The organism is Ensifer sp. ENS09, assembly GCF_014852425.1.
In the GTDB taxonomy this organism is placed as follows: Bacteria; Pseudomonadota; Alphaproteobacteria; order Rhizobiales; family Rhizobiaceae; genus Ensifer.
In genome coordinates, this window is sequence record NZ_JACVBP010000003.1 from 703,573 (window position 1) to 726,867 (window position 23,295).

A 23,295-nucleotide genomic window follows, 5' to 3' on the forward strand; every position below is an offset into this window, starting at 1 on the left:
AGATGAGCGCGTCGATTAGGGTTCTGACCTACAATGTCCAGATGCGGTCGTGGGCAATGGAAGCGGGCGCACAAGGTTCCTTAACGCCATACGAGAACGTCGAGGACCGCGCCAAGCTGATCTCGCGGAGGATTCTCGACAGCGAGTGGGACTATGACGTCTTGTGCTTTCAGGAAGTATTCGACGAGGACGGACGCGAAGCTTTGATCTCGCATCTCAAGGCCAAATACCCTTTCCGCGTCGAGAAGGCGCAAGGTGACTCGGTTGCCACGGTGTGCGCTACCCTTTTGGGCGTTGCCGGTTACGCGGCGACTATTCCCGGTGGCGCCGCTCTGTCGATCGTCGCCGGCGTCATTGGACTGATCCTTGTCCCTTTCAGCAAGTTTGAAGACTCGGGTCTGATGATTTTCAGCCGCATTCCATTCGAAGGCACACCGGTCCCACCCGAGCTGCAGGATATAGTCGGACAGGACAGGATCCCGATCGTCGCGTTCGTGGAATATGAAGACTCGGTGTGGGACGATTCCGCCGCCTCTAAGGGCGTCCTGTATGCCAGGCTCGTGCACAATGGAAAGGCATTTCATCTGCTGAACAGCCACACACAGGCTGACTCGACGGATAACGTCGAGGCGCACAAGGATATACGCCGCAAGCAGCTCGACCGGGCTTTCGACCTGATCAAGACCATGGCCGGCAACGTCGAAGATGCCGAAATCCTGATGTGCGGCGACCTTAACATCGACGGTATGAGCCATCCGGCCACTGGCTTCCGCCAGGAATGGACCGAGCGCTTCGATACGCCTGGCGCCCCTTTCACGAAGCAGCTGCACGACGCGTGGATGCACGAACAGTCGCCAGGCGACGTGCGCCTCGGCATGCTAACTTTACCTGATTGGTTCGACCGGGGAATGACCGTGCATAACCAGCGGCTGGACTACGCGTTACGCGGCCGGGGCCCACGGAACGGACGACGGGCGATGCAACATATGTGTATCGCCTACGACATTGCGACAGACGCGACGAATCCGACGTCTTACGTTAGCGACCATCTTCCGGTCCGCATTGATCTCGACCTTGACAGACCTTTCGCGTCGATCGCCACATCCGAGCAGATCAGCATGCCGATAGGAAGCGGTGACAAGATATTCGATGGCTTCGTGGTTGAAGGTCAGATGCGTTGGATCTGCATTAAGGATCCTGGCGGCTACGCGATCGACCTCACACGAGGAGGGCCTGACGTGAGAATGGACATCTTCACCGCCGACAATCTGTCGGTTCCGGTGAAGCCATTTAGCATCCAGGACGAAGGTGGGTCGCGCGAGGAAAAGATGACGCGGTTTGCATTGCCGCTTGCTCCTTTCCTCATCCGCATCGCCTATCCAAGCCGGCACGGCGAACGACGCTACAGGGTGCGGGTCCATCGTTATGCTGGCACGAGCCGTCTGGACGCCATTCCCCTGCAGCGCAACGTGCCATTTGTTGCCGAAGCCAAGGTCGGTGCTCCGCACTCACTGGATGACCCGTCCACGCCCGATTTCAATGAGATGGACACGGTTTGGTTCTGTGCGGCGCTAGACACTGAGCCGGATGGCAGTCTGAACGCCAAATCGACCATATCCATAAGCAACGCGGACATAGACGCATTCAGTCTGCTCGTGCTCGCCTCCAAGCCCGGATCAAGCGATTTGGCTCTATTGGATAAAGTGGACCCCAGTCCTGCTGTCGTGTCGCAGGTAGGCTACAATCACCCTCTGATCGGCTATTTTCTGGCGCAACGTCAGGACCCAAGCTTTACCGCACAGCGGTTCACCATCACCCTGAAGTCGAACGTCAGCTACCTCTACGGCAACCCGAGCAACGCCGGCTCCCGCGCACGGACGATGGCGCGGCTTTTCTGTCGTGACGAAACAGACGGCTTCCTAGGCAGCGAGGCAGGTTCCGATGACATCCAGATCAATGTCAGCGTTGGAGGTCAGCTTCGCGTTCATATCCCGAACAGCGACGAATTGGAGTTCGATGATGATTCATTCCGGGATCTGCCTCAAATCAACATGGTTCGATACATCGATTCGGCTGAATTCGAATTGGTTGAATTGGACGACTTCAGCGCTGCTGACCGAACATCGATCCAAATACCTTCGTTCGACATCCTGGCCAACACGGATAAGGTCATTGAGGGGATCGGGGCCAGTCTCACAGTTCAGCTTCCGCTGGTTTTCAACCCGGCTGAAGACGAAGACGATGATGATGATGGGGTCTATGACCTTCAGATCACGGTATCATGCGAGCCGCCCCCATAAGGGACGGTGAATTTCCCGCTTTGCACGTTGACAATTATCTCAATGATCTCGATTGGCATCGAAGCGGCCAATAGTGACAAAGGCCCCAAGCTCGGCCTGATCGGCTCTACCCAGATGCTCCTTTCACTGCGCAGCATTTCTGCTCAAACCCATGCGAAGAAGGCGGCGTCGAAGTTGCCGTTCGATGGCTGATGGAAGGCCACCATCTCGGTTATGGCATCCAACAGGAATTTGTCGAGCCGACCGGCGCCCGCTTGCAGGCCATGGGCATGACCCACTACCACTACAAGGTCGGCAAGATTGCCGGCGAGTGTAACGTGTATGACGAAGTATCGCTGCTGGTGCAGGTCAAGCTTGCGGAGCTCGCCCGCCATTCGGCTGCTGACGAGTAACACGAGAGTTTGGTTGAGCCGGCAGTTCATCCATGTTTTCTCAAACGTTCTGATCAATGTCACCGATGGGGGCGCCGCCGTCGCGGCGCGTGCGCTGCGACGACGAGGGGAACGCCGAGGCTCCTAGCTTCTCCTCGCCTCCGACCTCATATGGCGCGAGCGGTCTTCTGTGGTTTGGAGGAGATGACTGGCAATTGAGGCGTCCCGCTCGTGTTTCTCGCCGGCGATCTATAGCCCGCCGGCTCACGATGCGAGACGCCGCTGCGATGAACGTGACGGAGTGATCCCACAGAGGTTAGATGCTATCTCGCGTGGTTCTTAGGAGCTTGATCAAAGAAATCTCCTACAAGGTGCTGATCCTTGAATGCCCTTTTGCGATAGCTGCAAGTTCCGCCTCGATCGCTTTCACAAGAGCCGTTACCATCGGGGGAACAGCCCGTCCAAGCCTGCTGACGATATAGACGCTGCGCCACGCCACTGGTTCTGTGAGGCCTAGGAAAGCGATGCGGTTGTCGGGAATGAACTCCGCCGCTAGCGCTGGCGCCGTCGTGATACCAAGCCCGTTTTCAATCAGAGCCCACAGCGTCGGATAGGTCGATACCTCATATTTGGGTACCCGAATGGACTCCGGCAGCTGTTCCATCTGCGAAAGGATCGGGCCCGTGGCGGTGTCGAGCGTCAAGCCGACGAAATTGTGGTTTGCGAGATCGGCCCACCGCAGCACGCCGTCCTTGGCGCGTTCGTGCAAGGGGTGAGTATGGCGAAGGAAAAGACCGAGCTGGTCCTTGAACAGGGGTTTGAACACGAGTTCAGCTTCGGGGCCATCCATGCTCGCAAAGCCGATATCGACCTCGTTGCGCCGCACGAGGCGTCGCACGTCGTTGGAATTGCCTTCGCGTAGCTGGACGCGCACCCCGGGTCGGGTGGCAAGGAACCCCTCCAGAATGCGCGGCATGATCTTGGTGGCGATCGAGCTTACGACGCCGACCCGTATACAGCTGTTTCGGCTTGAGGCGGTCAACCGGATGTTGCGAATGGCTAGATCAAAGTCATCGACGACGCGTTCGGCGACCGGGAAGAGATCGGTTCCTTCCTGCGTCAAGAGGATGTTGCGCGTGGTCCTGTCGAAGAGCGTCCCGCCGACGATATCCTCCAACTGCTGGATCGTCATGGTCAGCGAGGGCTGCGAGAGATGAAGTTCCGTGGCCGCTCGGGTGAAGCTGCGATGTTTCGCGACACTCAGAAACGCTCGCAAATGCCGGATTGTCGCGCTGAAAGACGGTGCAGGCAATGCCTGGTTGTGGGGGGGCGCCATCGGCTGTCTCCTAACCTCAAAGTATAGTCAATACTGATCAATCCTCAAAGTTTTTCAATTTGATTTATCGAACTGTGGCGCATTTAATGATTGTCACGGGTCGCAGCCACTCATCCTTGCTGCGGAAAAAGCCCAACCAATAAGGGGAACAGGATGTTGAATATGTTGAAAAAACGCCATTTGGCGACTGCATTCGCATGCCTTGTCGCCAGCTCTTCTCTGGTCGTCCCGGTCAAAGCCTTCGCTCAGACGGTGGTTATCGGTTCCGAAGGGGCGATACCGCCTCTCGACCCGCATCGCATGACCGGTACGCAGGGTTTGCGGGTGATCGATGCTATCTACGATCCGCTCGTGCGGGAAGATCTTTCTGAAGTCACGGATACCGCTCCCGCACTGAAGGCAAGCCTTGCCGAAAAGTGGGCGGTCAGCGACGACGGTCTGGTCTACCGCTTTACGCTTCGCTCCGGCGTCAAGTTCCACGACGGAACTGACTTTGATGCCAGCGCCGTGCAGGCCAATTTCGCTCGGATCATGGACAAGACTTCCGACGCTTATGATGAGCGCGCCGCCGGTAACATGACCTTCCTGACGCGCTGGATCGAAAGCACCGCGGCAATCGATGCAGGAACGTTCGAAATCAAGTTGAAGGAACCCTTCGCCGGTCTCTTGCGCCTGCTCAGCGATCGGCGCTCCGGCATCATCAGCCCCGCCAGTATCAGCGCGAATAAAGGGGATGGGATCGGGTTGAATCCCGTTGGAACCGGGCCTTTCACACTCAAGGCGTTTCAGCAGGGCCAACAGATCGAACTCAAACGCAACGGCGCCTACTGGGGCGGTGCCGCCAACGTCGAGAGCCTCATCTTTCGACCGGTCACCGATCCAACAGCGATGGCAATCGCAATGCAGACCGGCCAGGTGGACATTATCCCGAGCGCCAGTTCCCAGCAGATCGCGCAACTTTCCACCGATCCGAGCCTGCAGATCCAATACCCCGAGCCTGCGAACCAATATTTCGTGCGGCTGAATACCAAGGCAAAGTACACGGACAACAAGCTCTTCCGTCAGGCGCTGAACTACGCCGTCAATCGGGACAATCTGGCGGCCCTGCTCAATGGACAGGTCACGCCACTCGGCGGCCCCGTCCCCTCGGGCAACGAACTGCCGGGCAATTCCGGCATGTCTTATACTTATGATCCTGCGAAGGCGAAGGAACTGTTGGCTCAGGCCGGTTTTTCTACCGGCGTCACCATAAAGTTGCTGGCACCGAACAGCGGTCCTGGCTTCGGACAGGCGTCCGAGATCATCACGCTTTTGCAACAGGATCTGGGCGAAGTCGGCATCAACCTGGAGCCGCAGTTCCTAGAGTTCGCCACCCTCGTGTCGACCGAGGGGCCTGGTTACAAGGACGACGTACAGGGGTCTTTCAACGGCTGGACGACCGGTGCCGACAGCGCCTACTGGCTGGAGCGGATGTTCGCGGGCGACCAACAGCCGCCGCGTGGCGTCAATCGCGGGTGGTTCTCGAATGCGGAGGCAGATCAGGTCTTTGCGCGAGCGCGCGGCGAGAGCGACGAGACGAAGCGCCTCGATCTCTACCGGCATGCTGCGGAACGTCTGGCGGACGATAGCCCCTGGATATTTCTCTATCAGGATCGACTGCCGAGGGTGCTGAGCGCCCGCGTTAGCGGGATCTCGCCGGCAAGGTCGGTCTTCATCGATTACCCCCGCATTCAGGTCAAGTAACCTGCTGCTTTGATTGACATTTGAAAGAGGAGAATTCGCAGATGATGTTAGGTTGGCGTGCACGTATCGGACAGATGAGGCCGGCGACGGCGATTGAGGGGGCCGAGGAGTGGCGTTCGGTTGCGCCTGTGGGTGTCGCCTTCGCCGACGCCCGGACCATCGTGCCGCGGGTCGACGAAGAAGGCCTGAAGGTGATGATGTCACAGGTGCTGGAGGCATCGCGCCAACTGGCGACTGCCAAGGTGGATCTCATCGTCCAGTGCGGCGCGCCCGGCACGTTCCTGCGTGGCGTTGGTCACGACGAGCAAGTTTGCGCCGAGATCGAGGCCGAGACCGGTATTCCTGCGATCACGATGATGGCTGCCCAGATGGACGCCTTGAAGGCGCTGGGCGCCACCTCCGTTGCCGTCGCCACGATCTATTCCGACGAAGTGAACGAGAAGATGGGGGCCTTCATGGAGGCTAAGGGTTTCAAGATCGCATCCATGGTCGGCTTACAGATCACCGATCCCTTTGACGCGAGCGTTCATGATGCCGACAGCGCCTACAAGCTCGGCAAGCAAGCCTTCAAGGCTGCCGGAAAATGCGACGCGATCCTGATTTCCTGCGGCACCTATCGCACGTTCCCGATCCTTCCGTATCTGGAGATGGACACTGGCGCTGCCGTGGTCTCGAGCAACCAGGCCACGCTTTGGCGCGCACTCCGTGCGGTGGGTCTGAAGGATCAAATCCCTAATCTCGGCAAGCTCTGGCAGGCCGCCTGACCGAGAAATCCGCGACGGAAGAGAACGATGACGATCATGATCGAACAGACGACTGTCAGACCGATGCCCAAATGGCAAGCCGTGCTGCGGAGTATCCGCGGCAACCCACCGCTGGCGATCGGCTTCTGCATCCTGGTCGCCATCGTTCTCGCGGCGATTTTCGCGGACTGGATATCGCCATTCGACCCGCTGCGCGCCAATCCGCTCGAGCGGTATAAGGGGATCCTTTCGGGTTGGAACATCCTTGGAACGGATGAACTCGGTCGCGATATCCTGAGCCGCCTCATTCATGGGACACGCTACGCTCTTTTGGTCGCGATCGTGCCGACCGTGATCGCTCTCGTCCTCGGCGGCCTGCTTGGAATGGTCTCGGGTTATGTTGGTGGGTTCCTCGACGCGACCATCATGCGGTTCTTTGATGTCATGTTCGCATTCCCGGGCATTCTTCTGGCACTCGGCATCAGTGCCGCGCTCGGGCCGGGGCTGTCTTCGATGATCATCGCGATGGTTGTCGTCACCGTCCCCGCGTTCGGCCGCATCATCCGGGGTGCCGTGCTGCAGGTGAAAGAAGAGGTGTTCATCGAGGCTTCCCATGCTCTCGGTTTTCGCAGCAGGCGGATCGCGTTTCGGCACATCCTGCCAAACATTCTTGGTCCAGCGATCGTCTACGGCACCCTGCAGACCGGTCGAAACGTGATCCTGTCGTCAAGCCTGAGCTTTCTCGGGCTTGGGCCTCAGCCGCCGACGCCGGAATGGGGGCAAATGCTTTCGAGCGGACGTGCGGCGCTTGCGACGGCCGCCCATGTGGCAACCGTTCCGGGGCTGGCCATCGTCATCCTCGCAGTCGCCTTCAATCTTATCGGTGACGGTGCGCGCGATTACCTCGACCCACGTTTCAACAAGCAGCGGGACTAAGACGATGATCGTATTTGCAATCCGACGCGCGCTGCAGATCATTCCAGTCATCATTGGGGTGACGATCGCAACCTTCCTGCTCGCCAAGATCATCCCCGGGGATCCGGCCGACATGCTGCTCGGGGCGACGGCCTCGGAAGAGGCAAAGGAAGGGTTGCGTTCGAGCATGGGACTGCATGAGGCGGCCCATATCCAGTACTTGATCTACGTCAGAAATCTGCTCCAGGGCGATCTCGGCCAGTCGTTCACCTTCGCGCAGCCCGTCGCCACCGTCATCGTCGAACGCCTTGGCAACACGGCCATTCTCGCGATGGCCGCAATCGTCCTGGCCGCCTTCGTCGGTGTGGCAGCCGGTACCTGGGCGGCGTTGAAGCCGGGTTCGCTCCGCGACCAGTCGCTTTCGGTCGTCGTTCTGTTCTTCAATTCGATGCCGTCCTTCTGGCTGGGTCTCGTGTTGATCATGATCTTCGGCCTCAATCTGCGCCTTCTGCCGGTCAGCGGCATGCAGAGTGTGGGCGGTGGCGACGGTGTGCTCGGGTTGGCCGCCCACATGATCCTGCCCTCCGTCACGCTTGCCGCATGGTCGTTGGCGACGATCGCGCGCATGACCCGGTCATCCCTGCTTGAAGTGATCAACAGTGACTACATCCGCACGGCCCGTGCCAAGGGCATGCGTGAATCACGCGTGGTGCTTGGTCATGCGCTGCCGAATGCAATGCCGCAGATCATCACGGTGATCGGCATGCAGATGGGCTTCCTTTTAAGTGGCGCCGTACTCACCGAGACCATCTTCTCTTGGCCCGGCATCGGTCTTGCCATGTACCAGGCGATCTCCACCCGCGACATACCGCTGATCCAGGGGGGCATCCTGATCCTGGCGATCGCCTTCGTGCTGATCAACTTCGCTGTCGACGTTCTTTACACCTGCTTCAATCCGAAGCTCAAACTGTAACGGGGCCGACGATGCATTCCCACGCACTACAAACGGAACCGGTCTCGAACATGCCTACATCCGCCAATCAGGACGTCTTCACATCGTATATCGCCGGTGCGGCGATCGCGCCCGCTGGCCGGGAAGTCCCGCTTCACGATCCCTCGACGGGTGCTGTCTGGGCGACGGCCTTCGTCTCGGACGAGGCTGTGGAGCTAGCGACAGCCAACGCGGCCAAAGCATTTCGCTGTGAGCCATGGGCGTCGATGACGGGGTACGAGCGCGCCATCCTCCTTCGCAAGCTGGGCGCCTTGATTGCTGCCAACGCCGATCGACTGGGGACGCTCGAAAGTCTTGCTAACGGCAAGAGCCATGCCGCAACCTCCGCCGAGATGAAGGCGACCGCCACCTGGTACGACTACTATGCGAGCGCTCTCGATACCCATGACGACATCCTGCGCACCGTGTCGCGCACAGCCGATGCCCGCATCGTGCGGGAACCGCTCGGCGTCGTTGTCGCCATCACACCGTTCAACGGTGCGCTTTCGCTCGGCTCCTGGAAACTGGCGCCGGCCCTTGCCATGGGCAACGCGGTCATCCTTAAACCACCGGCCGAAGCCCCGGGTTCCAGTATCGCGCTGGCCGAACTGGCGATCGAAGCGGGCTTTCCAGTCGGCATCGTCAACGTCGTCATCGGCGATGCCATCGCCAGCGAGGCACTTGCCACCCATCGGGACGTAAATATGGTGAGTTTCACCGGCAGCACGGCCACGGCTAAGGTCCTGGGTGCAAAGGTTGCCGCTGGAATGAAGCGTTTCGTCTGCGAAGCGGGCGGCAAGTCGGCGCACATCGTCTTTGCCGACGGCGACATCGATGGTGCCGTGATCGCAGCGACCCAAGGCGCCTTCTCCGGCAGTGGCCAGACCTGCGTCGCCGGGTCGCGCATACTCGTGCAGTCGGAGATCTACGACACCTTCGTGGAACGATATATCGCCTCCGTCGGCCGTATCCGACTCGGTCATCCTTCGTCGCCCAGGGCGCATATCGGACCGGTTGCGAACAAGCGCCAGTACGAACGCATCAATAATTTCGTCAGCGAGGCGGTCGAGGCCGGAGCGCGTGTGGCTTCCGGCGGACAAAGACCCGATCTCGGGCCGGACCTGGCCAAGGGTTACTGGGTCCAGCCGACGGTAGTCGTTGACGTCTCAAGCGACATGCGGATCTGCCGGGAAGAGATCTTCGGCCCGGTGGTCACCGTTCAGCGCTTCGAAAGCGAAGACGAGGCGATCTCCATGGCAAACGGCGTCGATTACGGACTGGCTGCCGGGTTCTGGACACGCGACATCGACCGGGTCCGCCGTGTCTCGCGCCGGTTGCAGGCAGGCACCGTCTGGGTGAACACCTATCGGGCGATCAATCTGCGCGTGCCCTTCGGCGGCTACAAGCAGTCTGGCATCGGCCGCGAGAACGGTGTCGAGGCCCTGGAGGAGTTTTCCCAGATCAAGGCAATCGTCGTGGAACATGGCCCGGCGGCGGACCCCTTCGCAAACTGAAATAGGAACGGAAAGGAAAACGCGATGACAATGTCGGCAACGAAGCCCCTGGTGATCGATGCATTACAGTACAACAAGCCGGAGCGCGCACGCTTCGAGGAGTGGAAGCGGGGAGGCATCGGTTGCGTGCATGTGACCCTGTCGATCTGGGAGGACGCGCGCGAAACATTGACCGTCATCGGTGAATGGAACCGGCTGCTGGAGAAGAATGCCGATTTGATCGCACTTGCCACGACCGGAGAGGACATCGAGCGTGTCGCCGCCTCCGGTCGCACCGCCGTCGTCTACGGTTTCCAGGATACGTCGCCGTTTGAGGACGACATCGAATTGGTCGAAATCTTTCATCAGCTTGGCGTTCGTGTCGCGCAACTCACCTACAACGTTCAAAACCGTGTTGCCTCCGGTTGCTGGGAACCGGATGAGGCCGGTGTCTCCAAGTTCTTCGGTCGCAACGTCATTGCGGAAATGAACCGCGTCGGCATGGTCGTGGACGTCTCGCATTGCACCGAGCGCACCTGCTTCGATGCGATCGAATATTCCTCGCGCCCGATCGCGGTCACCCACGCCAATCCGCAGGAGTTCGTGGGAACCGATATCGAGCTCAACCGCCGCAACAAGTCGACGGCGTTGATCAAGCGCCTGGCCGAGACCGGTGGCGTCATCGGCCTCAGCAATTATCCGAAAATCATGAAGAACGGATCGAACTGCACGCTCGATACCTTCCTCGACATGGTTTCATGGACGGTGGATCTGGTTGGTGCCGACCATGTCGGCCTCGGTACGGACTTTTACGATGGCTGGCCGGAAAGCCAGATCAAGTGGTGGCGCGCGGGCCGGTGGGCGCGCGAAAGCGCAATCCCGATCAAGGGCTTTTCCAAGTGGCCTTCCTGGTTCCAGTCGCCAGTCGACTTCCCGAACATCCTTGAGGGTCTCGATCGACGCGGCTTCTCCAATGACGAAATTGGCAAGATCGCCGGCGGAAACTGGCTTGCGTTGTTCCGCGAAGGCTTCGTTCCAGCCGCTTCGGTGAGAACGGCTGACGCGGCCTGAAAAATCCGGTGATGGCGGCAGCGCGCGATATAGTCCGCCATCACCAAACGAGAACCGGAGAGCAAGATGAGCCAAACCGATTTAACAATGCAGCAGAGCGGAGGCGTGGGATTTTCCGTCAGGATGTCCCGTATCGTCTATCCCATCCTGTCGCTGGTCGTGATCGTCGCGCTCTGGCAATTCGTCGTCTCTGTCCTGAAGCCGGCACCCTATCTCCTGCCGTCGCCCGGAGCGGTCGCCACCACGCTGATCTCGCAGTTTCCGCTGTTGATCTATCATTCGGGCATTACGGCGCTCGAGACCGTCATCGCCTTCTTCTTCAGTATCGCCATTGCGCTGCCTCTGGCTGTGATGATCGCGCGGTTCAGATGGTTCGAGGATGCTGTCTATCCGCTTCTCGTGACCAGCCAGGCGGTTCCGAAGGTGGCGCTTGCTCCTCTCATTCTCGTCTGGCTGGGCTTCGGCCTGCACACCAACATCGTCGTCGGCGTGCTGATGGCTTTCTTCCCAGTCGTTATCAGCGGGGTGGTCGGGCTCAAAAGCGTGCCGCAGGACATGGTCTTCCTGGGCAGGACCATGGGCCTCTCGTCTGCGCAGATGTTCTGCAAGATCTACTTGCCGCACGCACTGCCCAGCCTGTTTGGCGGCTTGAAGGTCTGCGTGACGCTCGCCGTGGTCGGAGCCGTCGTGGGTGAGTTCGTAGGCTCCGATCGCGGCCTGGGCTATTTGATCCTGCTTTCGAGCGGGCAGTTGCAGACAGCGCTGATGTTTGCCGCGCTCATCCTGCTGGTGCTGATCGGCGTCGTCAGCTTCGCCATCGTGCAAATGGTCGAGGCGCGCGTCATGCCCTGGCATCGCTCGCAGCGCAACGAAGGACATTGAGGAGCACGACATGGGCAAATCCGTCATCATCGACAAGGTCTCGAGGTCTTATGCAGGATTGGAGGCTCTGGTGCCGACCTCTCTCGACATCGAGCCGGGCGAGTTTCTCTCGATCGTCGGGCCGAGCGGGTGCGGCAAGAGCACCTTGCTGCGTATTATCGCGGGGCTGGATTTTCCGACTTCCGGGACGCTCCGGGTCGGTGGCCAGCGTGTCGTCAAGGCAGAAACCGACCTCGGCTATGTCTTCCAATCGCCGGTCTTGCTGGACTGGCGCACTGTCATCGGCAACGTCATGCTGCAGGCCGAAGCGCGCGGGCTGCCGGACGGCGAGTATCGCGCCAAGGCGCGTGATCTGCTTGCTGCTGCCGGCCTTGCGGGTTTCGAGAATGCCTATCCGCATCAGCTTTCGGGTGGCATGAGCCAACGCGTCAGCGTCTGCCGGGCGCTCGTACACGATCCCTCGCTGCTTCTGATGGACGAGCCGTTTGGCGCTCTCGACGCACTCACCCGCGACCAGATGATGGTGGATCTCCAGTCGCTCTGGCTGCGGTCCCGGCCGACGGTCGTCTTCGTCACCCACAGCATTCAGGAGGCGGTGTTTCTGTCCGACCGGATCGTGGTGATGGCGCCCCGACCTGGTCGCGTCGAGGCAGTTCTCGATGTGCCTCTGCCACGCCGTCGCCGTCTCTCCATCCGCAGCACGCCGGAGTTCAACGCGATCGTTGACCAGATCCTCGTTCATTTCGAACGCATGGGCGTCATTCGCGATGACGCCGAAGACGCGGCCTGACATCAGAAAAAAGGAACCGGACATGAGATACTTCAAGCATGCAGGCGGTGCACTCTTCGCCTTCGCATTGATGAGCACGACGGCCCTGGCAGCCGACAGCATCCGACTGCGCCTGGACTGGAGCTGGTGGGCCGGACAGACCCCGATGATCCTCGCCAAGGAAAAAGGCTTTTATGACGAGGTCGGTCTGGATGTCGATATCGTCCAGGGGCAGGGATCGAAGACGACGACCATGGTGGTCGGCGAAAACGCCGATCCGATCGGTCATGCCAATCTCTCCACCGTCGCCCAGTCAATATCCGCCGGTGTGCCGATTACTGCGGTTGCCGGCTGGTGGCAGCAGGGGCCCATCTCGCTGATCTGTACCGACCCAGCCATCAAGACGCCGGCCGACGTCAAGGGCAAGCGGATCGGCTCGACGCCGACCGGCTCCGATGGTCAGATCTTGCCCGCATTCCTCAAGGCCAACGGACTGGAGTTGACCGACATAACGCTGGTGAACATGCCGGGTGACGCCAAGTTTGCAGGGATTGCCTCTGGCCAGCTCGATTGCATCAGCGGAGACGACTACTTCTACGTCCCGCAGTTGAAGGCGCAGGGCAAGGAGGTCTCGGTCCTGAAATATGCGGACTGGGGCATCACCAATCTCGGCTTCGGCATCGTCGTCAACAACGACTACCTCGCGCAGAACCCTGACATCGTGAAGCGTTTCCTCGCCGCGACCAGAAAGGGCATGGAGTACACCTTCGCCAACAAGGATGAGGCCGTCGGAATTTTCCTCAAGGTGTCCGGCAACACCCAGCCGGCCGAGTTTCATCGCGGCGTCCTCGATGCCTATGAGGCATCCCTTCACACCAAGCGCACCGAGGGCAAGCCGCTCGGCTGGATGGCGGAGGAGGACTGGGAGTCGATGAATGAAACACTTGCGCAATTCGGCACGATGATCGGCAAGAAGGACGCAACGGCCTACTTTTCAAACGACCAGCTTCCTCAATAGCGCCTCTTCACCTCAACCGTCGGCATGCCGCGGGCTGCCTTTGCAAACCAGATGGAAACTGCATGTCTGATATCGTCGATAGATCGCCTGGCACATACGACGTCATAGTCGTTGGGGGAGGGCACAATGGTCTCGTTGCCACCGCCTATCTCGCCAAGGCCGGATTGCGCCCATTGTTGATCGAGGCACGCTCGACGCTTGGCGGCCCCTGCGGAACCTTCGAGTTCCTTCCCGGTTACCGCTGCGCCTTCACCAATTCGCCCGGCAGCTTCGAGCCGCGTTTCATCGCTGAGCTGCAGCTCGAACATTTCGGGCTGAAGTTCGTCCGCACAGACCCGACGGTCGTCCACCCTTTCCCGCGTGGAGCCTTCATCGGCTGGCGCGACAGGGAGCGGCTGACGCAGCAACTCAACGCCTACGCCTCCGGCGAAGCCAAACGCTACTTCGGCTTGCTGTCCGATTTGGAGGAGCTGGGGCAGCATCTCGGTGCATCAGTGTTCACGCCGTCTCCCGATCTGGTACGGGCGGCTCGCGACGTGCCCGAACGGCTTGCCGGACTTTTCGACCGCGTCATGTGCGGCAGTCTGCGCCAGCTGCTCGACGAGCGGCTGAAATCGGAGGAGGCCAAGGCTCTGCTTGGGATGTTGGCGCTCAATGCGACCCTCACGCCGCCATCTGCGCCCGGTTCGGCCGTGGGCCTGATGATGCGCCCGATCTCGCTGGCTTCCTACGCGGCGCTGGACGATGACGATCCGCGACGGGCGGCACTGCGCGGCTCTACCGGCCTGCCGGTCGGCGGCATGGGCGCCATCATCGATGCGCTCGAAGCATGCTGCGTGGCGCATGGCGCCACGATCCTTAAGGACGCGCCGATCGACAGGATACTGCATGCGTCAGGTGAGGCCAGGGGCGTCGTGACCGTCAACGGCGACGAGTTCCTCGCCCCGATCGTGTTGTCGGCCATGAACCCGAAGACCCTTTTCGGTCAGATGCTCGACGACGAGGCTGTGGGTGCCGATGTCAGGCGCGAAATCGCCGCCGTTCCGATGCGTGGATCGGCGTTCAAGCTGGTCCTGGCGCTCGACGGGATGCCCCGATATTCGGGCCTGCCGGCGGATGTCGATCCTGCACAGGCAGGGCAGGTCCAGTTCCGCATCGCGCCGTCTCTCGACTACATCGAGCGGGCCATCGCGGACGGACTGGCCGGCAGGCTGGCGCAGCGGCCGATCATGTGGGGCCTGATGCCGTCGGCGACGTCTTCGGGCATGGCGCCTGCGGGGCGACATCTCCTCAGCGTCAACGCCTGGCATGCGCCTTACACGCTCGCCGAAGGTAGCTGGCCCGAGGCGGGCGAGCGCTTCGCCGATATCTGCATCGACGAACTTACGCATTACATGCCGGACTTGCGTCAGCGACTGGTCGGCTTGCGCTATTTCAACCCCGTCGAGATCGAAAGCGAATTGGGTCTCGTCCAGTCGAACATCACCCATGGCGACATGTTGCCGAACGCGCTTTTCGGTGCGCGCCCGCATCGCAAGGCACACGATTACCGTACGCCGCTCCCCGGACTTTATCTGTCGGGCGGCGGCACCTGGCCGGGCGGCTATGTCACCGGCATCCCCGGCTATAACGCCGCAAATACAATCATCAAGGATCTGGAGCTTAATCAATGAGGGAAAATGCGATGGAATTTCTGGTCAACATCAAGCTTCGCTGGTCCGAAGACATGGATCCCGATCTGAAGGCGAAGGTAATCCATGACGAACGCGCCCATGCGGCGGAATTGATCAAGGAAGGGCATCTGGTGCGCATGTGGCGCGTCCCTTGCCGCTTCGAGAATTGGGGCCTCTGGCGCGCCGCCGATGCGACCCAGTTACATGAGATTATTACCAGTCTGCCGGCCAACCCCTGGATGTACGACATCGACGTGCTTCCGCTGGCCAAGCACCCTGTTGATCCGATCAACACCGCCGCGTGAGAAGGAAAAGCGAGATGGACACACCTGCCGCCCAGCCTCCCGTCCTGTCCGTCAACGATCTGACGACCTCTTTCAGGCTGGGTGACCGATGGAAGTCTGTTGTTCGCAACCTTTCTTTCTCCATCGCTCCCCGCGAAACGGTGGCGATCGTCGGGGAATCCGGATCGGGCAAGAGCGTCACATCCTTGTCGATCATGCAACTGTTGCCGAAATACTCGAGCCGGATAGAAGGCAAGGTGTATCTTGGCGGCCGTGACCTGCTCACACTCGACGCCGAGGACATGCGCAAGGTTCGCGGCAACGAAATCGCGATGATTTTCCAAGAGCCGATGACCTCGCTCAATCCGATCTACCCGATCGGCAGGCAGATCGCTGAGGCCATCACCTGCCATCGCAAGATCTCGAAGGCGGAGGCGAGGGCCGAGGTCATCAGGCTTCTGGACAAGGTGCGTATTCCGAATGCCAACGGCCGGTTCGACGAGTATCCGCACCAGCTTTCCGGCGGCATGCGGCAGCGCGTGATGATCGCTATGGCTCTCGCTTCAAAGCCCAAGCTCCTGATCGCGGACGAACCGACCACAGCGCTCGACGTAACGATCCAGGGGCAAATCCTCGATCTGATCAAGGCGCTTCAGGAAGAGGAGGGCATGGCGGTTCTTTTCATAACGCACGACATGGGCGTCGTGGCAGAAGTTGCAGACCGCACGATCGTCATGTTCCGCGGCGATGCGGTAGAAACGGGTGCGACCGACGACATCTTCAAACGCGGCAAACATCACTATACACGGGCGCTGCTGTCGGCGGTTCCCAAGCTTGGGTCGATGGCGGGACGTGAGCGGCCCATGCATTTCCCGGTGATCGACGTTGTCACTGGCCGAGCGACCCAGGACGAACGCGAGGCTGTTCTGCCGGCCGCAGGTCAACGCCCTGTGCTCGAGGTCAGGAACCTGACCACACGCTTCGACATTCGGTCCGGGCTGCTTGGTCGCAAAAGCGGCGCAGTGCATGCCGTCGAGGATGTATCCTTCGACCTTAAGCCTGGCGAGACTTTATCGCTTGTCGGCGAATCCGGCTGCGGCAAGTCGACGACGGGGCGTTCGATCACCCGGCTGGTCGAACCGACTGCCGGAACGATCCTGCTCGACGGCAACGATGTGATGGGCCTTCGGCGCGGGCAGTTGCGCAAAATGCGGCGCACCGTCCAGATGGTCTTTCAGGATCCTTTCGCAAGTCTCGACCCTCGCATGACAATTGGCCCGGCGGTGATGGAGCCTTTCATCGCGCACGGTCTCGGCACGAAGCTGCAAGCACGCGATAAGGCGGCTGATCTCCTGACACGAGTCGGACTCAACCCGGATCTAATGCGGCGCTATCCGCACGAGTTTTCCGGCGGTCAGCGACAGCGTATCGCAATTGCGCGGTCCCTCATGCTTGATCCGAAAGTAATCGTGGCCGACGAGGCGGTGTCCGCGCTCGACGTGTCGATAAAAGCACAGGTCTGCAATCTGCTCCTCGACCTTCAGCAAAGTTTCAATCTTGCATATCTGTTCATCAGCCACGACATGGCGGTTGTAGAGCGGGTGAGCCATCGCGTCGCGGTAATGTATCTGGGCGAGATCGTCGAAATCGGGCCGCGCCAGGCGGTTTTTGACCACCCGCAGCATGCCTATACGCGCAAGCTAATGGCTGCGGTCCCCGTGCCGGATCCGGTACGGCGCAATCTGAAACGATCGATTGCGACCGACGAGATCAAAAGTCCGGTGCAGTCTATCGGATACGTACCGCCCAAGCGCCAATACAGGGAGGTTTCGCTGGGGCACTTGGTGCAGGTTTGAATGGACGTGCCCAGCATCAGTCGCAACTCGGCCAGGTGAGCGGAAGCTGTTCTTCGGGACCGGACTTCACATGCCATGCCCGCACGCGACGCGAATAGTCATCATCAAAAAGCTCGGTCGAGTAAAGTTAGCGAAGCTCGCTACCCCTGCGGGTGAAGCTTCTACCCCCGACGTGGTCGACATCGCCTGCCAGTCGGAAGGCGGCTTACTTCAGGAACGCCCGGAAGCGCCGCATGGCGAAGGCAAACAGGATCGCACCAATCAACAGCAAGGCAAGGAGCTGCGGCCAAACCACGTCCAGGCCGGCACCACGAAACAGAACCGCCTGCGCCAGGATGACGAAGTGCGTGTTCGGCGCCGCCAGCATGATGTTCTGGATGATCTCGGGCATGCTTTCACGCGGCGTCATGCCGCCGGACAGGGCTTGCAGCGGCAGGAGCACCAGCATCAGCAGCAGGCCGAATTGCGGCATTGAGCCCGCAATCGTGGCAAGCAGGATGCCCATCGACGTCGTCGCAAAAAGCTGCAGCGCCGTAGCCAGCAGAAAAAGGGCAAACGACCCCTGTACCGGTACGGCGAGCGCGCCCTTGACCACGAAGATCAGCGAGACCGCGGACGCGAGCAGCACCACCAGTCCCATCGACCAGACCTTGCTGACCATGATTTCGAACGGGGTCACCGGCATGACCAGCAGGTGCTCCACAGTGCCGTGCTCGCGCTCGCGGATAAGGGCGGCGCCCGTCAGCACGATCGACAGGATGGTGATGTTGGTGATGACGTTCATGACCGCGCCGAACCAGCCCTTGTTCAGCTCGGCATTGAACCGAGCCCGTAGAACGAGATCGACCGGCAGCGGCGTCTCGTTGCGGTGGCGCTCTAGAAAGCCCGAGACCTCGCCGGTCACGATCTGCTGGATATAGCCGTTGCCGGAAAAGGCCTGGCTCATGCGCGTCGCGTCGACGTTGAGCTGGATGGTCGGCGAGCGGCCGGCCAAAAGATCTGTCTGGAAATCGGGCGGGATGTCGAGCGCGAAGGTATCGAGCCCCTGGTCCATGCGGCGGTCCATTTCCGCCGGCGTGATCATCTGTGGCGGCACGAAATAGGGCGGATAGAAAGCCGTCGATATCCGCGTCGAAACCGGCGATTGGTCTTCGTCGACGATGGCGATCGCCGCGCGGTTCAGCGTTTCGGGCATGGCGGTCGAGCCGGTATAGACCGACAGCGTGAAGGAATAGACGATCAGGATCAGCAGGATCGGATCGCGCCAGAGCCCCCAGAGCTCCTTGATGCCGAGATGGTAGATGTGGGACAGGCGCATCACTACCTCGCCTGCTTCTTGAGGGAGAACGTGCCGATCGCCAGCAGCACCGGCACCGCGATCAGCATCGGCACGAAGGCACCGCCAAGATCAGCGAAACCGAGCGCCTTGGAAAAAGTGCCGCGGGCGATCGTCATGAAATGCGTGGTCGGATAGATCTGGCCGATGAAGGCGCCCGCACCTTCGAGAGACGACACCGGATCGATCATGCCGGAATACTGGATCGCCGGAATGAGCGTCAGGATCGCCGTGCCGAAGATCGCCGCGATCTGGCTCGACATGAAGGTGGAGATAACGAGCCCCATGGCCGTTGCCGCCGAGACATAGATCAGCCCCGCGACCGTCCAGGTAAGCAGACTGCCGGTAAAGGGCACCCGGAAGACGAAGATCGCGAATGCCGTCAGCAGCACGAAATTGAGCATCGCCAGGGCAATGTAGGGTATCTGCTTGCCGATTAGGAATTCGAGCCGCGTCACCGGCGAGACATAGAGATTGACGATCGACCCCAGCTCCTTTTCGCGCACGACGCTGAGCGCCGAAAGCATGGCCGGGATCAGCATCAGTAGCAGCGGGATGACCGCCGGCACCATGGCGACGATGCTCTTGACATCAGGGTTGTAGCGGAAGCGCGTTTCGATCTTGAAGGCGCCCGTGGTTGCGGCCGCTCCATAGCGCTCTCGGATCTTGCCGGTCAGCCAATGGGCGTGCAGCCCCTGCACGTAGCCCTTGACCGTTTCGGCACGGCTCGCCATCGCGCCATCGATCCAGGCGGCGATTTGCACCGTGTCGCCGCGCGCCGCATCCCGGGCAAAACCCGGTGGGATCTCGATCGCGAGGCTCAGTTCGCCGTTGCGCATGCGCCGGTCCAGATCGGCATAGTCGGTGATCGGATCCTTCTCGATGAAGTAGCGCGAGCCGGCAATCTCGAGAATATATTCGCGGCTGGTCGTCGTCTGGTCGCGGTCGAGCACCGCAAAGGTCAGGTCCTCGACGTCCATGTTGATGCCGTAGCCGATGACGAACATCAGGATGACCGTGCCGATCGTGGCAAGCGTCGCGCGAATGGGATCGCGCAACAGTTCCAGGGCCTCGCGGCGGGTATAGCTGAACATCCGCCCGACGTCGAAAAAACTGGATTTCGGAGGCCGTGTCGCCTCGGCCGTTCGCTTAGTGACCGGCTCCAGCGGCGTCTTGGCCCTGACCACTGCGGGCACCGGCTGCTTCGCCCCGGCGATCGCCTCCTCCAGATAGGCGATGAAAGCCTCTTCCAGCGTCGCGGCGGAACGGCTCTTCATGATGCCGGCCGGCGTATCGCTGACGAGCACCTTGCCCGCATGCATCAGCGACATGCGATCGCAGCGCATCGCTTCGTTCATGAAGTGGGTGGAGATGAAGATCGTCACCTGATCGTTGCGGGAGAGATCGACGAGGATCTGCCAGAAACTGTCGCGCGCCACGGGATCGACGCCGGATGTCGGCTCATCGAGGATGAGGATATCGGGTGAATGGATCAGCGCGACCGCAAGCGACAGCCTCTGGCGCACGCCAAGCGGCAAGGCATCCGGCAAGGCTTGCATCACGTCCGAGAGATCGAAGCGCTTCGCCAGTTCCTCGATCCGTTTGAGAATGCTGTCCGCCGCCATGCCGAACAGCTTGGCATGCAGTTCCAGGTTCTGCAGCACCGTGAGTTCGGTGTAGAGCGAGAAGGCCTGCGACATGTAGCCGACGCGGTGGCGCACCTCCATGTCGCGCGGGTCGACCTCGCGTCCGAAGAGCATTGCTGTACCTTCGCTGGCTGCGAGCAGGCCCGTCAGCATCTTCATCGTCGTCGTCTTGCCGCAGCCGTTGGAACCCAGGAAGCCGAAGATCTCGCCATGGCCGATGCGGAAGCTGACATTGTCGACGGCGACGAAATCGCCAAAGCGCATGGTGAGGTTGTTCGCCTCGATGGCGATATCATCGCCCGCACCTTCCGGGCGCGGCGGGATGACGACATCGTGGTGTTCGCCCCTGATTTCCTCCGGCAGCAGCGCGATGAAGGCAGCGTCGAGCGTGTCGACCCCGGTCTTTGCAAGCAGTTGATCGGGTGTGCCCGTTGCCAGCACCCGGCCGGCATCTATCGCGACCAGCCAGTCGAAGCGGGCGGCCTCCTCCATATAGGCAGTCGCAACGATGACGCTCATTCCCGGCCGCTCAGCGCGGATGTCGTCGATCAGTTCCCAGAACTGACGTCGCGACAAAGGGTCCACGCCGGTCGTCGGCTCGTCGAGGATCAGGAGATCGGGATCGTGGATCAGCGCGCAGCAAAGCCCGAGTTTTTGCTTCATGCCGCCGGAGAGCTTGCCCGCGGGGCGCGCCGCGAAGGGAGCAAGCCCGGTGCTTTCGAGCAGGCTTTCGATCCGCCTTTCGCGTTCTTCGCGATCATGGCCGAAGAGCCGGCCGAAGAAGTCGACATTCTCGAATACGGAAAGCGTTGGATAGAGGTTCTTGCCGAGACCCTGCGGCATATAGGCGATGCGTGGGCAGGTCCGGCGGCGATGGCCGGCATCGGCAATGTCGCCGCCAAGCACCTCGACGCGGCCCACTTGCACGGCGCGGGCGCCGGCAACGAGAGACAGCAGGCTCGATTTCCCGACGCCGTCCGGTCCGATCAGCCCAGCCATGCAGCCGGACGGAATATCCAGTGTCACCTCGTCCAGCGCCTTTGTCTTCCCATAGGAAAGAGTGACGGCGCTCAAGCGAACCACGGGCTCTGCCGGCTGCACGCCGGCCTGGTCCGAGGCGGCCATCACTGCACCAGCGTGCCGGTCTGGCTCGCCGGCCACTCTGCATTCGGATCGACCTTCACATAGGCAACGCCCGGAAGACCGGTTTTCACCATGCGGATGTATTTCTTCAGGAGTTCCTTCGGGATCTGCGCCTTAATGCGGAAGGTCAACTTCTGCCGTTCCTCGGCGGTCTCCACCGTCTTCGGCGTAAACTGCGCGACATCGGCGACATAGGAGACCTTGGCGGGAATGATGTATTGCGGGGTGGCATCCAGCACGAGCCGGACCTCGCTGCCGATCGACAGGCGGCCGGCCTGATCCGTCGGCAGGAAGAACGTCATGTAGACATCGCCGAGATCGACGAGATTGAGAACGCGGCCGCCGGCAGCCAGCACTTCGCCGGGCTGGACCACACGATATTGTATGCGGCCGTCGCGCGGCGAGATCAGGGTGCTGTCGTTGATGTCGGCGATGATGCTTTCGACCGACGCCTTGGCGGCCTCGACCGCGGCTTCGGCATCGACGACCTGGGACTTCGCCGAATTGATCGCCGCGTTCGACGCGGCAAGCGAAGCTTCCGCCGCACTGGCGGCCGCCCGCGCGCCCTCGGCGGTCGCCCGGTCGTCGTCGAGCACCTGTTGCGAAACGGTGTTCGATCTTACCAGTTGCTCGGAGCGGGCAAGGCGCCGCTCGGCGGCGTCCAGTTGCGCGCGCCGCTGCGCGAGGACAGCCACGGCAGCCGCCTTTTCGGCTTCGCGCTGCGTTACGAGGTTCTTCGCCGCCTCGACGCTGATGATCGCACGCTGCTGCTGCGCTTGAGCCTGCCGCTTGTGCGCCTCCAACTGCACGGTATCCATCTGGGCGAGCACCTGGCCGGCACTGACGAAGTCACCCTCGTCCACAAAGATTTCCTTGATCCGGCCCGCCGTCTTGGTCGAGATATCAATCTCGACAGCCTCGATGCGCCCGTTGCCGCTCGCAATCCCGGCCGGCAGTGCATTGCGATCCATGTTTTGCCAAGCATAGTAGCCGCCCACGAGCGCCAGAGTAACCAGACCGACTAGGAACCAATTCTTCCGGGCTTTTTCCATTTTAGCGTTCCACCATCAAAACAGACCACGAGAATAGTCCGCGGCCATTCAAACACAACCGGGAATAAGCCCCTGGCGCAGCGACCGCGCACTGCGGCGCGAAAGGATCGCCCAAACAAACCCGAAGGAGGGAATGCTGCATTGACTCATGTCAATTGCCGGCGAGCCGCCTTGGCACCGGTTCCAGAACAGGCGCAAGCTCGGCTGGCGGTCTGGCGCGCGGCCGCGGGAGCTCCGCCTCAGACGCGCTTGACGCGTGCTTTGTGAACTTGGTTCCGCAGATGGTACGCGGCCTGAATTCAGCCCGCGACGGAATGTCTTAGTAGACATTCTTGCTCGTTGCCGCGGGACTTTCTGCGTCGCGCAGCTTAGGGTTGGCGGCTCTCCCGCTACCGCAATCCATGACGCTATTTCCCTCCTTTTCCAGCGGCGTCAGGGCTTCGTTTCTCGGTGACTTGAAATTTGTCCTAATCTTCGGTGTTGCGAAGGTGACGATCGAGAGAACGATGGCCGTGTCATAGGATCTCAGCCCCACGGCGACACCAATTGCGGCCGTGGCCCAGATGCGCTCCGCCATCGCGGTTCCGCGGGTGTCGTCCGGCATCTATTCTGCCTTGCGTTACCGCTCGACGGGACCGGACCGGCCGTCTCCCAGGTTGAACGTTGGCGACAT

At 60.8% G+C, this 23,295-nt stretch carries 20 protein-coding genes; 15 read left to right on the forward strand and 5 right to left on the reverse strand.

Features of this window, described 5'->3' with window-relative positions:
- Positions 1–2 precede the first annotated feature (2 nt).
- From IB267_RS18395 to IB267_RS18400, 3 genes are read left to right on the forward strand one after another with little or no spacing between them, the layout of a single operon-like run.
- Positions 3–2,300, forward strand: coding sequence for an endonuclease/exonuclease/phosphatase family protein (locus IB267_RS18395; protein WP_192448887.1), 2,298 nt, complete (start codon positions 3–5; stop codon positions 2,298–2,300).
- A 42-nt stretch (positions 2,301–2,342) separates the two neighbouring features.
- Positions 2,343–2,492, forward strand: a complete 150-nt coding sequence (locus tag IB267_RS33425) for a hypothetical protein (protein ID WP_246810697.1) — start codon at positions 2,343–2,345, stop codon at positions 2,490–2,492.
- Positions 2,492–2,692 carry a hypothetical protein gene (locus IB267_RS18400; protein WP_246810698.1) on the forward strand — a complete coding sequence of 67 codons (201 nt, stop codon included), beginning with the start codon at positions 2,492–2,494 and terminating at the stop codon, positions 2,690–2,692. The genes IB267_RS33425 and IB267_RS18400 overlap by 1 nt, the downstream gene beginning before the upstream one ends.
- Before the next feature lie 343 nt (positions 2,693–3,035).
- Here the strand turns inward: IB267_RS18400 and IB267_RS18405 are convergent, their stop codons facing one another.
- The gene (locus tag IB267_RS18405) at positions 3,036–4,007 is read right to left on the reverse strand and encodes a LysR family transcriptional regulator (protein ID WP_192448888.1); all 972 of its coding nucleotides are present in this window, start codon (positions 4,005–4,007) and stop codon (positions 3,036–3,038) included.
- A 162-nt stretch (positions 4,008–4,169) separates the two neighbouring features.
- Here IB267_RS18405 and IB267_RS18410 point away from each other — a divergent pair, with 162 nt between their 5' ends.
- The 12 genes from IB267_RS18410 to IB267_RS18465 all read left to right on the forward strand — a co-directional run bounded on the left by IB267_RS18410 (position 4,170) and on the right by IB267_RS18465 (position 17,445).
- Positions 4,170–5,750 (forward strand): ABC transporter substrate-binding protein, encoded by a 1,581-nt coding sequence (locus IB267_RS18410; RefSeq protein WP_192448889.1) that lies wholly within the window; start codon positions 4,170–4,172, stop codon positions 5,748–5,750.
- A gap of 41 nt (positions 5,751–5,791) precedes the next feature.
- Positions 5,792–6,514 (forward strand): aspartate/glutamate racemase family protein, encoded by a 723-nt coding sequence (locus IB267_RS18415; protein WP_192448890.1) that lies wholly within the window; start codon positions 5,792–5,794, stop codon positions 6,512–6,514.
- Between the two features lie 27 nt (positions 6,515–6,541).
- Positions 6,542–7,429 carry an ABC transporter permease gene (locus IB267_RS18420; RefSeq protein WP_192448891.1) on the forward strand — a complete coding sequence of 296 codons (888 nt, stop codon included), beginning with the start codon at positions 6,542–6,544 and terminating at the stop codon, positions 7,427–7,429.
- A gap of 4 nt (positions 7,430–7,433) precedes the next feature.
- Complete coding sequence (locus IB267_RS18425) at positions 7,434–8,381, forward strand: ABC transporter permease (RefSeq protein ID WP_192448892.1); 948 nt, start codon at positions 7,434–7,436, stop codon at positions 8,379–8,381.
- A gap of 50 nt (positions 8,382–8,431) precedes the next feature.
- Positions 8,432–9,913 carry an aldehyde dehydrogenase family protein gene (locus IB267_RS18430; protein WP_192448893.1) on the forward strand — a complete coding sequence of 494 codons (1,482 nt, stop codon included), beginning with the start codon at positions 8,432–8,434 and terminating at the stop codon, positions 9,911–9,913.
- 24 nt (positions 9,914–9,937) lie between these two features.
- On the forward strand, positions 9,938–10,963 hold the full coding sequence (locus tag IB267_RS18435) for a dipeptidase (protein ID WP_192448894.1): 1,026 nt from the start codon (positions 9,938–9,940) through the stop codon (positions 10,961–10,963).
- Between the two features lie 66 nt (positions 10,964–11,029).
- Entirely contained in the window at positions 11,030–11,845 is an 816-nt protein-coding gene (locus IB267_RS18440) for an ABC transporter permease (protein ID WP_210335903.1), read from the forward strand.
- 10 nt (positions 11,846–11,855) lie between these two features.
- On the forward strand, positions 11,856–12,635 hold the full coding sequence (locus IB267_RS18445; protein ID WP_192448896.1) for an ABC transporter ATP-binding protein: 780 nt from the start codon (positions 11,856–11,858) through the stop codon (positions 12,633–12,635).
- Between the two features lie 22 nt (positions 12,636–12,657).
- Positions 12,658–13,632 (forward strand): ABC transporter substrate-binding protein, encoded by a 975-nt coding sequence (locus IB267_RS18450; RefSeq protein WP_192448897.1) that lies wholly within the window; start codon positions 12,658–12,660, stop codon positions 13,630–13,632.
- Between the two features lie 62 nt (positions 13,633–13,694).
- Positions 13,695–15,305 carry an NAD(P)/FAD-dependent oxidoreductase gene (locus IB267_RS18455; protein ID WP_192448898.1) on the forward strand — a complete coding sequence of 537 codons (1,611 nt, stop codon included), beginning with the start codon at positions 13,695–13,697 and terminating at the stop codon, positions 15,303–15,305.
- A gap of 11 nt (positions 15,306–15,316) precedes the next feature.
- A complete protein-coding gene (locus IB267_RS18460) occupies positions 15,317–15,610 on the forward strand; it encodes a muconolactone Delta-isomerase (protein ID WP_192448899.1) in 294 nt (97 codons plus the stop codon).
- A gap of 14 nt (positions 15,611–15,624) precedes the next feature.
- A complete protein-coding gene (locus IB267_RS18465) occupies positions 15,625–17,445 on the forward strand; it encodes an ABC transporter ATP-binding protein (RefSeq protein WP_192448900.1) in 1,821 nt (606 codons plus the stop codon).
- A 205-nt stretch (positions 17,446–17,650) separates the two neighbouring features.
- On the opposite strand, the gene IB267_RS18470 is transcribed toward IB267_RS18465, so the two are convergent.
- The 4 genes from IB267_RS18470 to IB267_RS33975 all read right to left on the reverse strand — a co-directional run bounded on the left by IB267_RS18470 (position 17,651) and on the right by IB267_RS33975 (position 23,226).
- On the reverse strand, positions 17,651–18,763 hold the full coding sequence (locus IB267_RS18470; protein ID WP_192448901.1) for an ABC transporter permease: 1,113 nt from the start codon (positions 18,761–18,763) through the stop codon (positions 17,651–17,653).
- Positions 18,764–18,765: 2 nt separating this feature from the next.
- Complete coding sequence (gene rbbA, locus IB267_RS18475) at positions 18,766–21,552, reverse strand: ribosome-associated ATPase/putative transporter RbbA (RefSeq protein ID WP_192448902.1); 2,787 nt, start codon at positions 21,550–21,552, stop codon at positions 18,766–18,768.
- Entirely contained in the window at positions 21,552–22,622 is a 1,071-nt protein-coding gene (locus tag IB267_RS18480; protein ID WP_192448903.1) for an HlyD family secretion protein, read from the reverse strand. Before IB267_RS18480 ends, rbbA begins: the two co-directional genes overlap by 1 nt.
- Before the next feature lie 319 nt (positions 22,623–22,941).
- Complete coding sequence (locus IB267_RS33975) at positions 22,942–23,226, reverse strand: hypothetical protein (protein ID WP_371742598.1); 285 nt, start codon at positions 23,224–23,226, stop codon at positions 22,942–22,944.
- Positions 23,227–23,295 lie beyond the last annotated feature (69 nt).

Coding starts and splice junctions, on each gene's coding strand:
- IB267_RS18395 (WP_192448887.1), top strand. CDS start 3: ATGAGCGCGTCGATTAGGGTTCTGACCTACAATGTCCAGATGCGGTCG.
- IB267_RS33425 (WP_246810697.1), top strand. CDS start 2,343: ATGATCTCGATTGGCATCGAAGCGGCCAATAGTGACAAAGGCCCCAAG.
- IB267_RS18400 (WP_246810698.1), top strand. CDS start 2,492: ATGGAAGGCCACCATCTCGGTTATGGCATCCAACAGGAATTTGTCGAG.
- IB267_RS18405 (WP_192448888.1), bottom strand. CDS start 4,007: ATGGCGCCCCCCCACAACCAGGCATTGCCTGCACCGTCTTTCAGCGCG.
- IB267_RS18410 (WP_192448889.1), top strand. CDS start 4,170: ATGTTGAAAAAACGCCATTTGGCGACTGCATTCGCATGCCTTGTCGCC.
- IB267_RS18415 (WP_192448890.1), top strand. CDS start 5,792: ATGATGTTAGGTTGGCGTGCACGTATCGGACAGATGAGGCCGGCGACG.
- IB267_RS18420 (WP_192448891.1), top strand. CDS start 6,542: ATGACGATCATGATCGAACAGACGACTGTCAGACCGATGCCCAAATGG.
- IB267_RS18425 (WP_192448892.1), top strand. CDS start 7,434: ATGATCGTATTTGCAATCCGACGCGCGCTGCAGATCATTCCAGTCATC.
- IB267_RS18430 (WP_192448893.1), top strand. CDS start 8,432: ATGCCTACATCCGCCAATCAGGACGTCTTCACATCGTATATCGCCGGT.
- IB267_RS18435 (WP_192448894.1), top strand. CDS start 9,938: ATGACAATGTCGGCAACGAAGCCCCTGGTGATCGATGCATTACAGTAC.
- IB267_RS18440 (WP_210335903.1), top strand. CDS start 11,030: ATGAGCCAAACCGATTTAACAATGCAGCAGAGCGGAGGCGTGGGATTT.
- IB267_RS18445 (WP_192448896.1), top strand. CDS start 11,856: ATGGGCAAATCCGTCATCATCGACAAGGTCTCGAGGTCTTATGCAGGA.
- IB267_RS18450 (WP_192448897.1), top strand. CDS start 12,658: ATGAGATACTTCAAGCATGCAGGCGGTGCACTCTTCGCCTTCGCATTG.
- IB267_RS18455 (WP_192448898.1), top strand. CDS start 13,695: ATGTCTGATATCGTCGATAGATCGCCTGGCACATACGACGTCATAGTC.
- IB267_RS18460 (WP_192448899.1), top strand. CDS start 15,317: ATGGAATTTCTGGTCAACATCAAGCTTCGCTGGTCCGAAGACATGGAT.
- IB267_RS18465 (WP_192448900.1), top strand. CDS start 15,625: ATGGACACACCTGCCGCCCAGCCTCCCGTCCTGTCCGTCAACGATCTG.
- IB267_RS18470 (WP_192448901.1), bottom strand. CDS start 18,763: ATGCGCCTGTCCCACATCTACCATCTCGGCATCAAGGAGCTCTGGGGG.
- rbbA (WP_192448902.1), bottom strand. CDS start 21,552: ATGGCCGCCTCGGACCAGGCCGGCGTGCAGCCGGCAGAGCCCGTGGTT.
- IB267_RS18480 (WP_192448903.1), bottom strand. CDS start 22,622: ATGGAAAAAGCCCGGAAGAATTGGTTCCTAGTCGGTCTGGTTACTCTG.
- IB267_RS33975 (WP_371742598.1), bottom strand. CDS start 23,226: ATGCCGGACGACACCCGCGGAACCGCGATGGCGGAGCGCATCTGGGCC.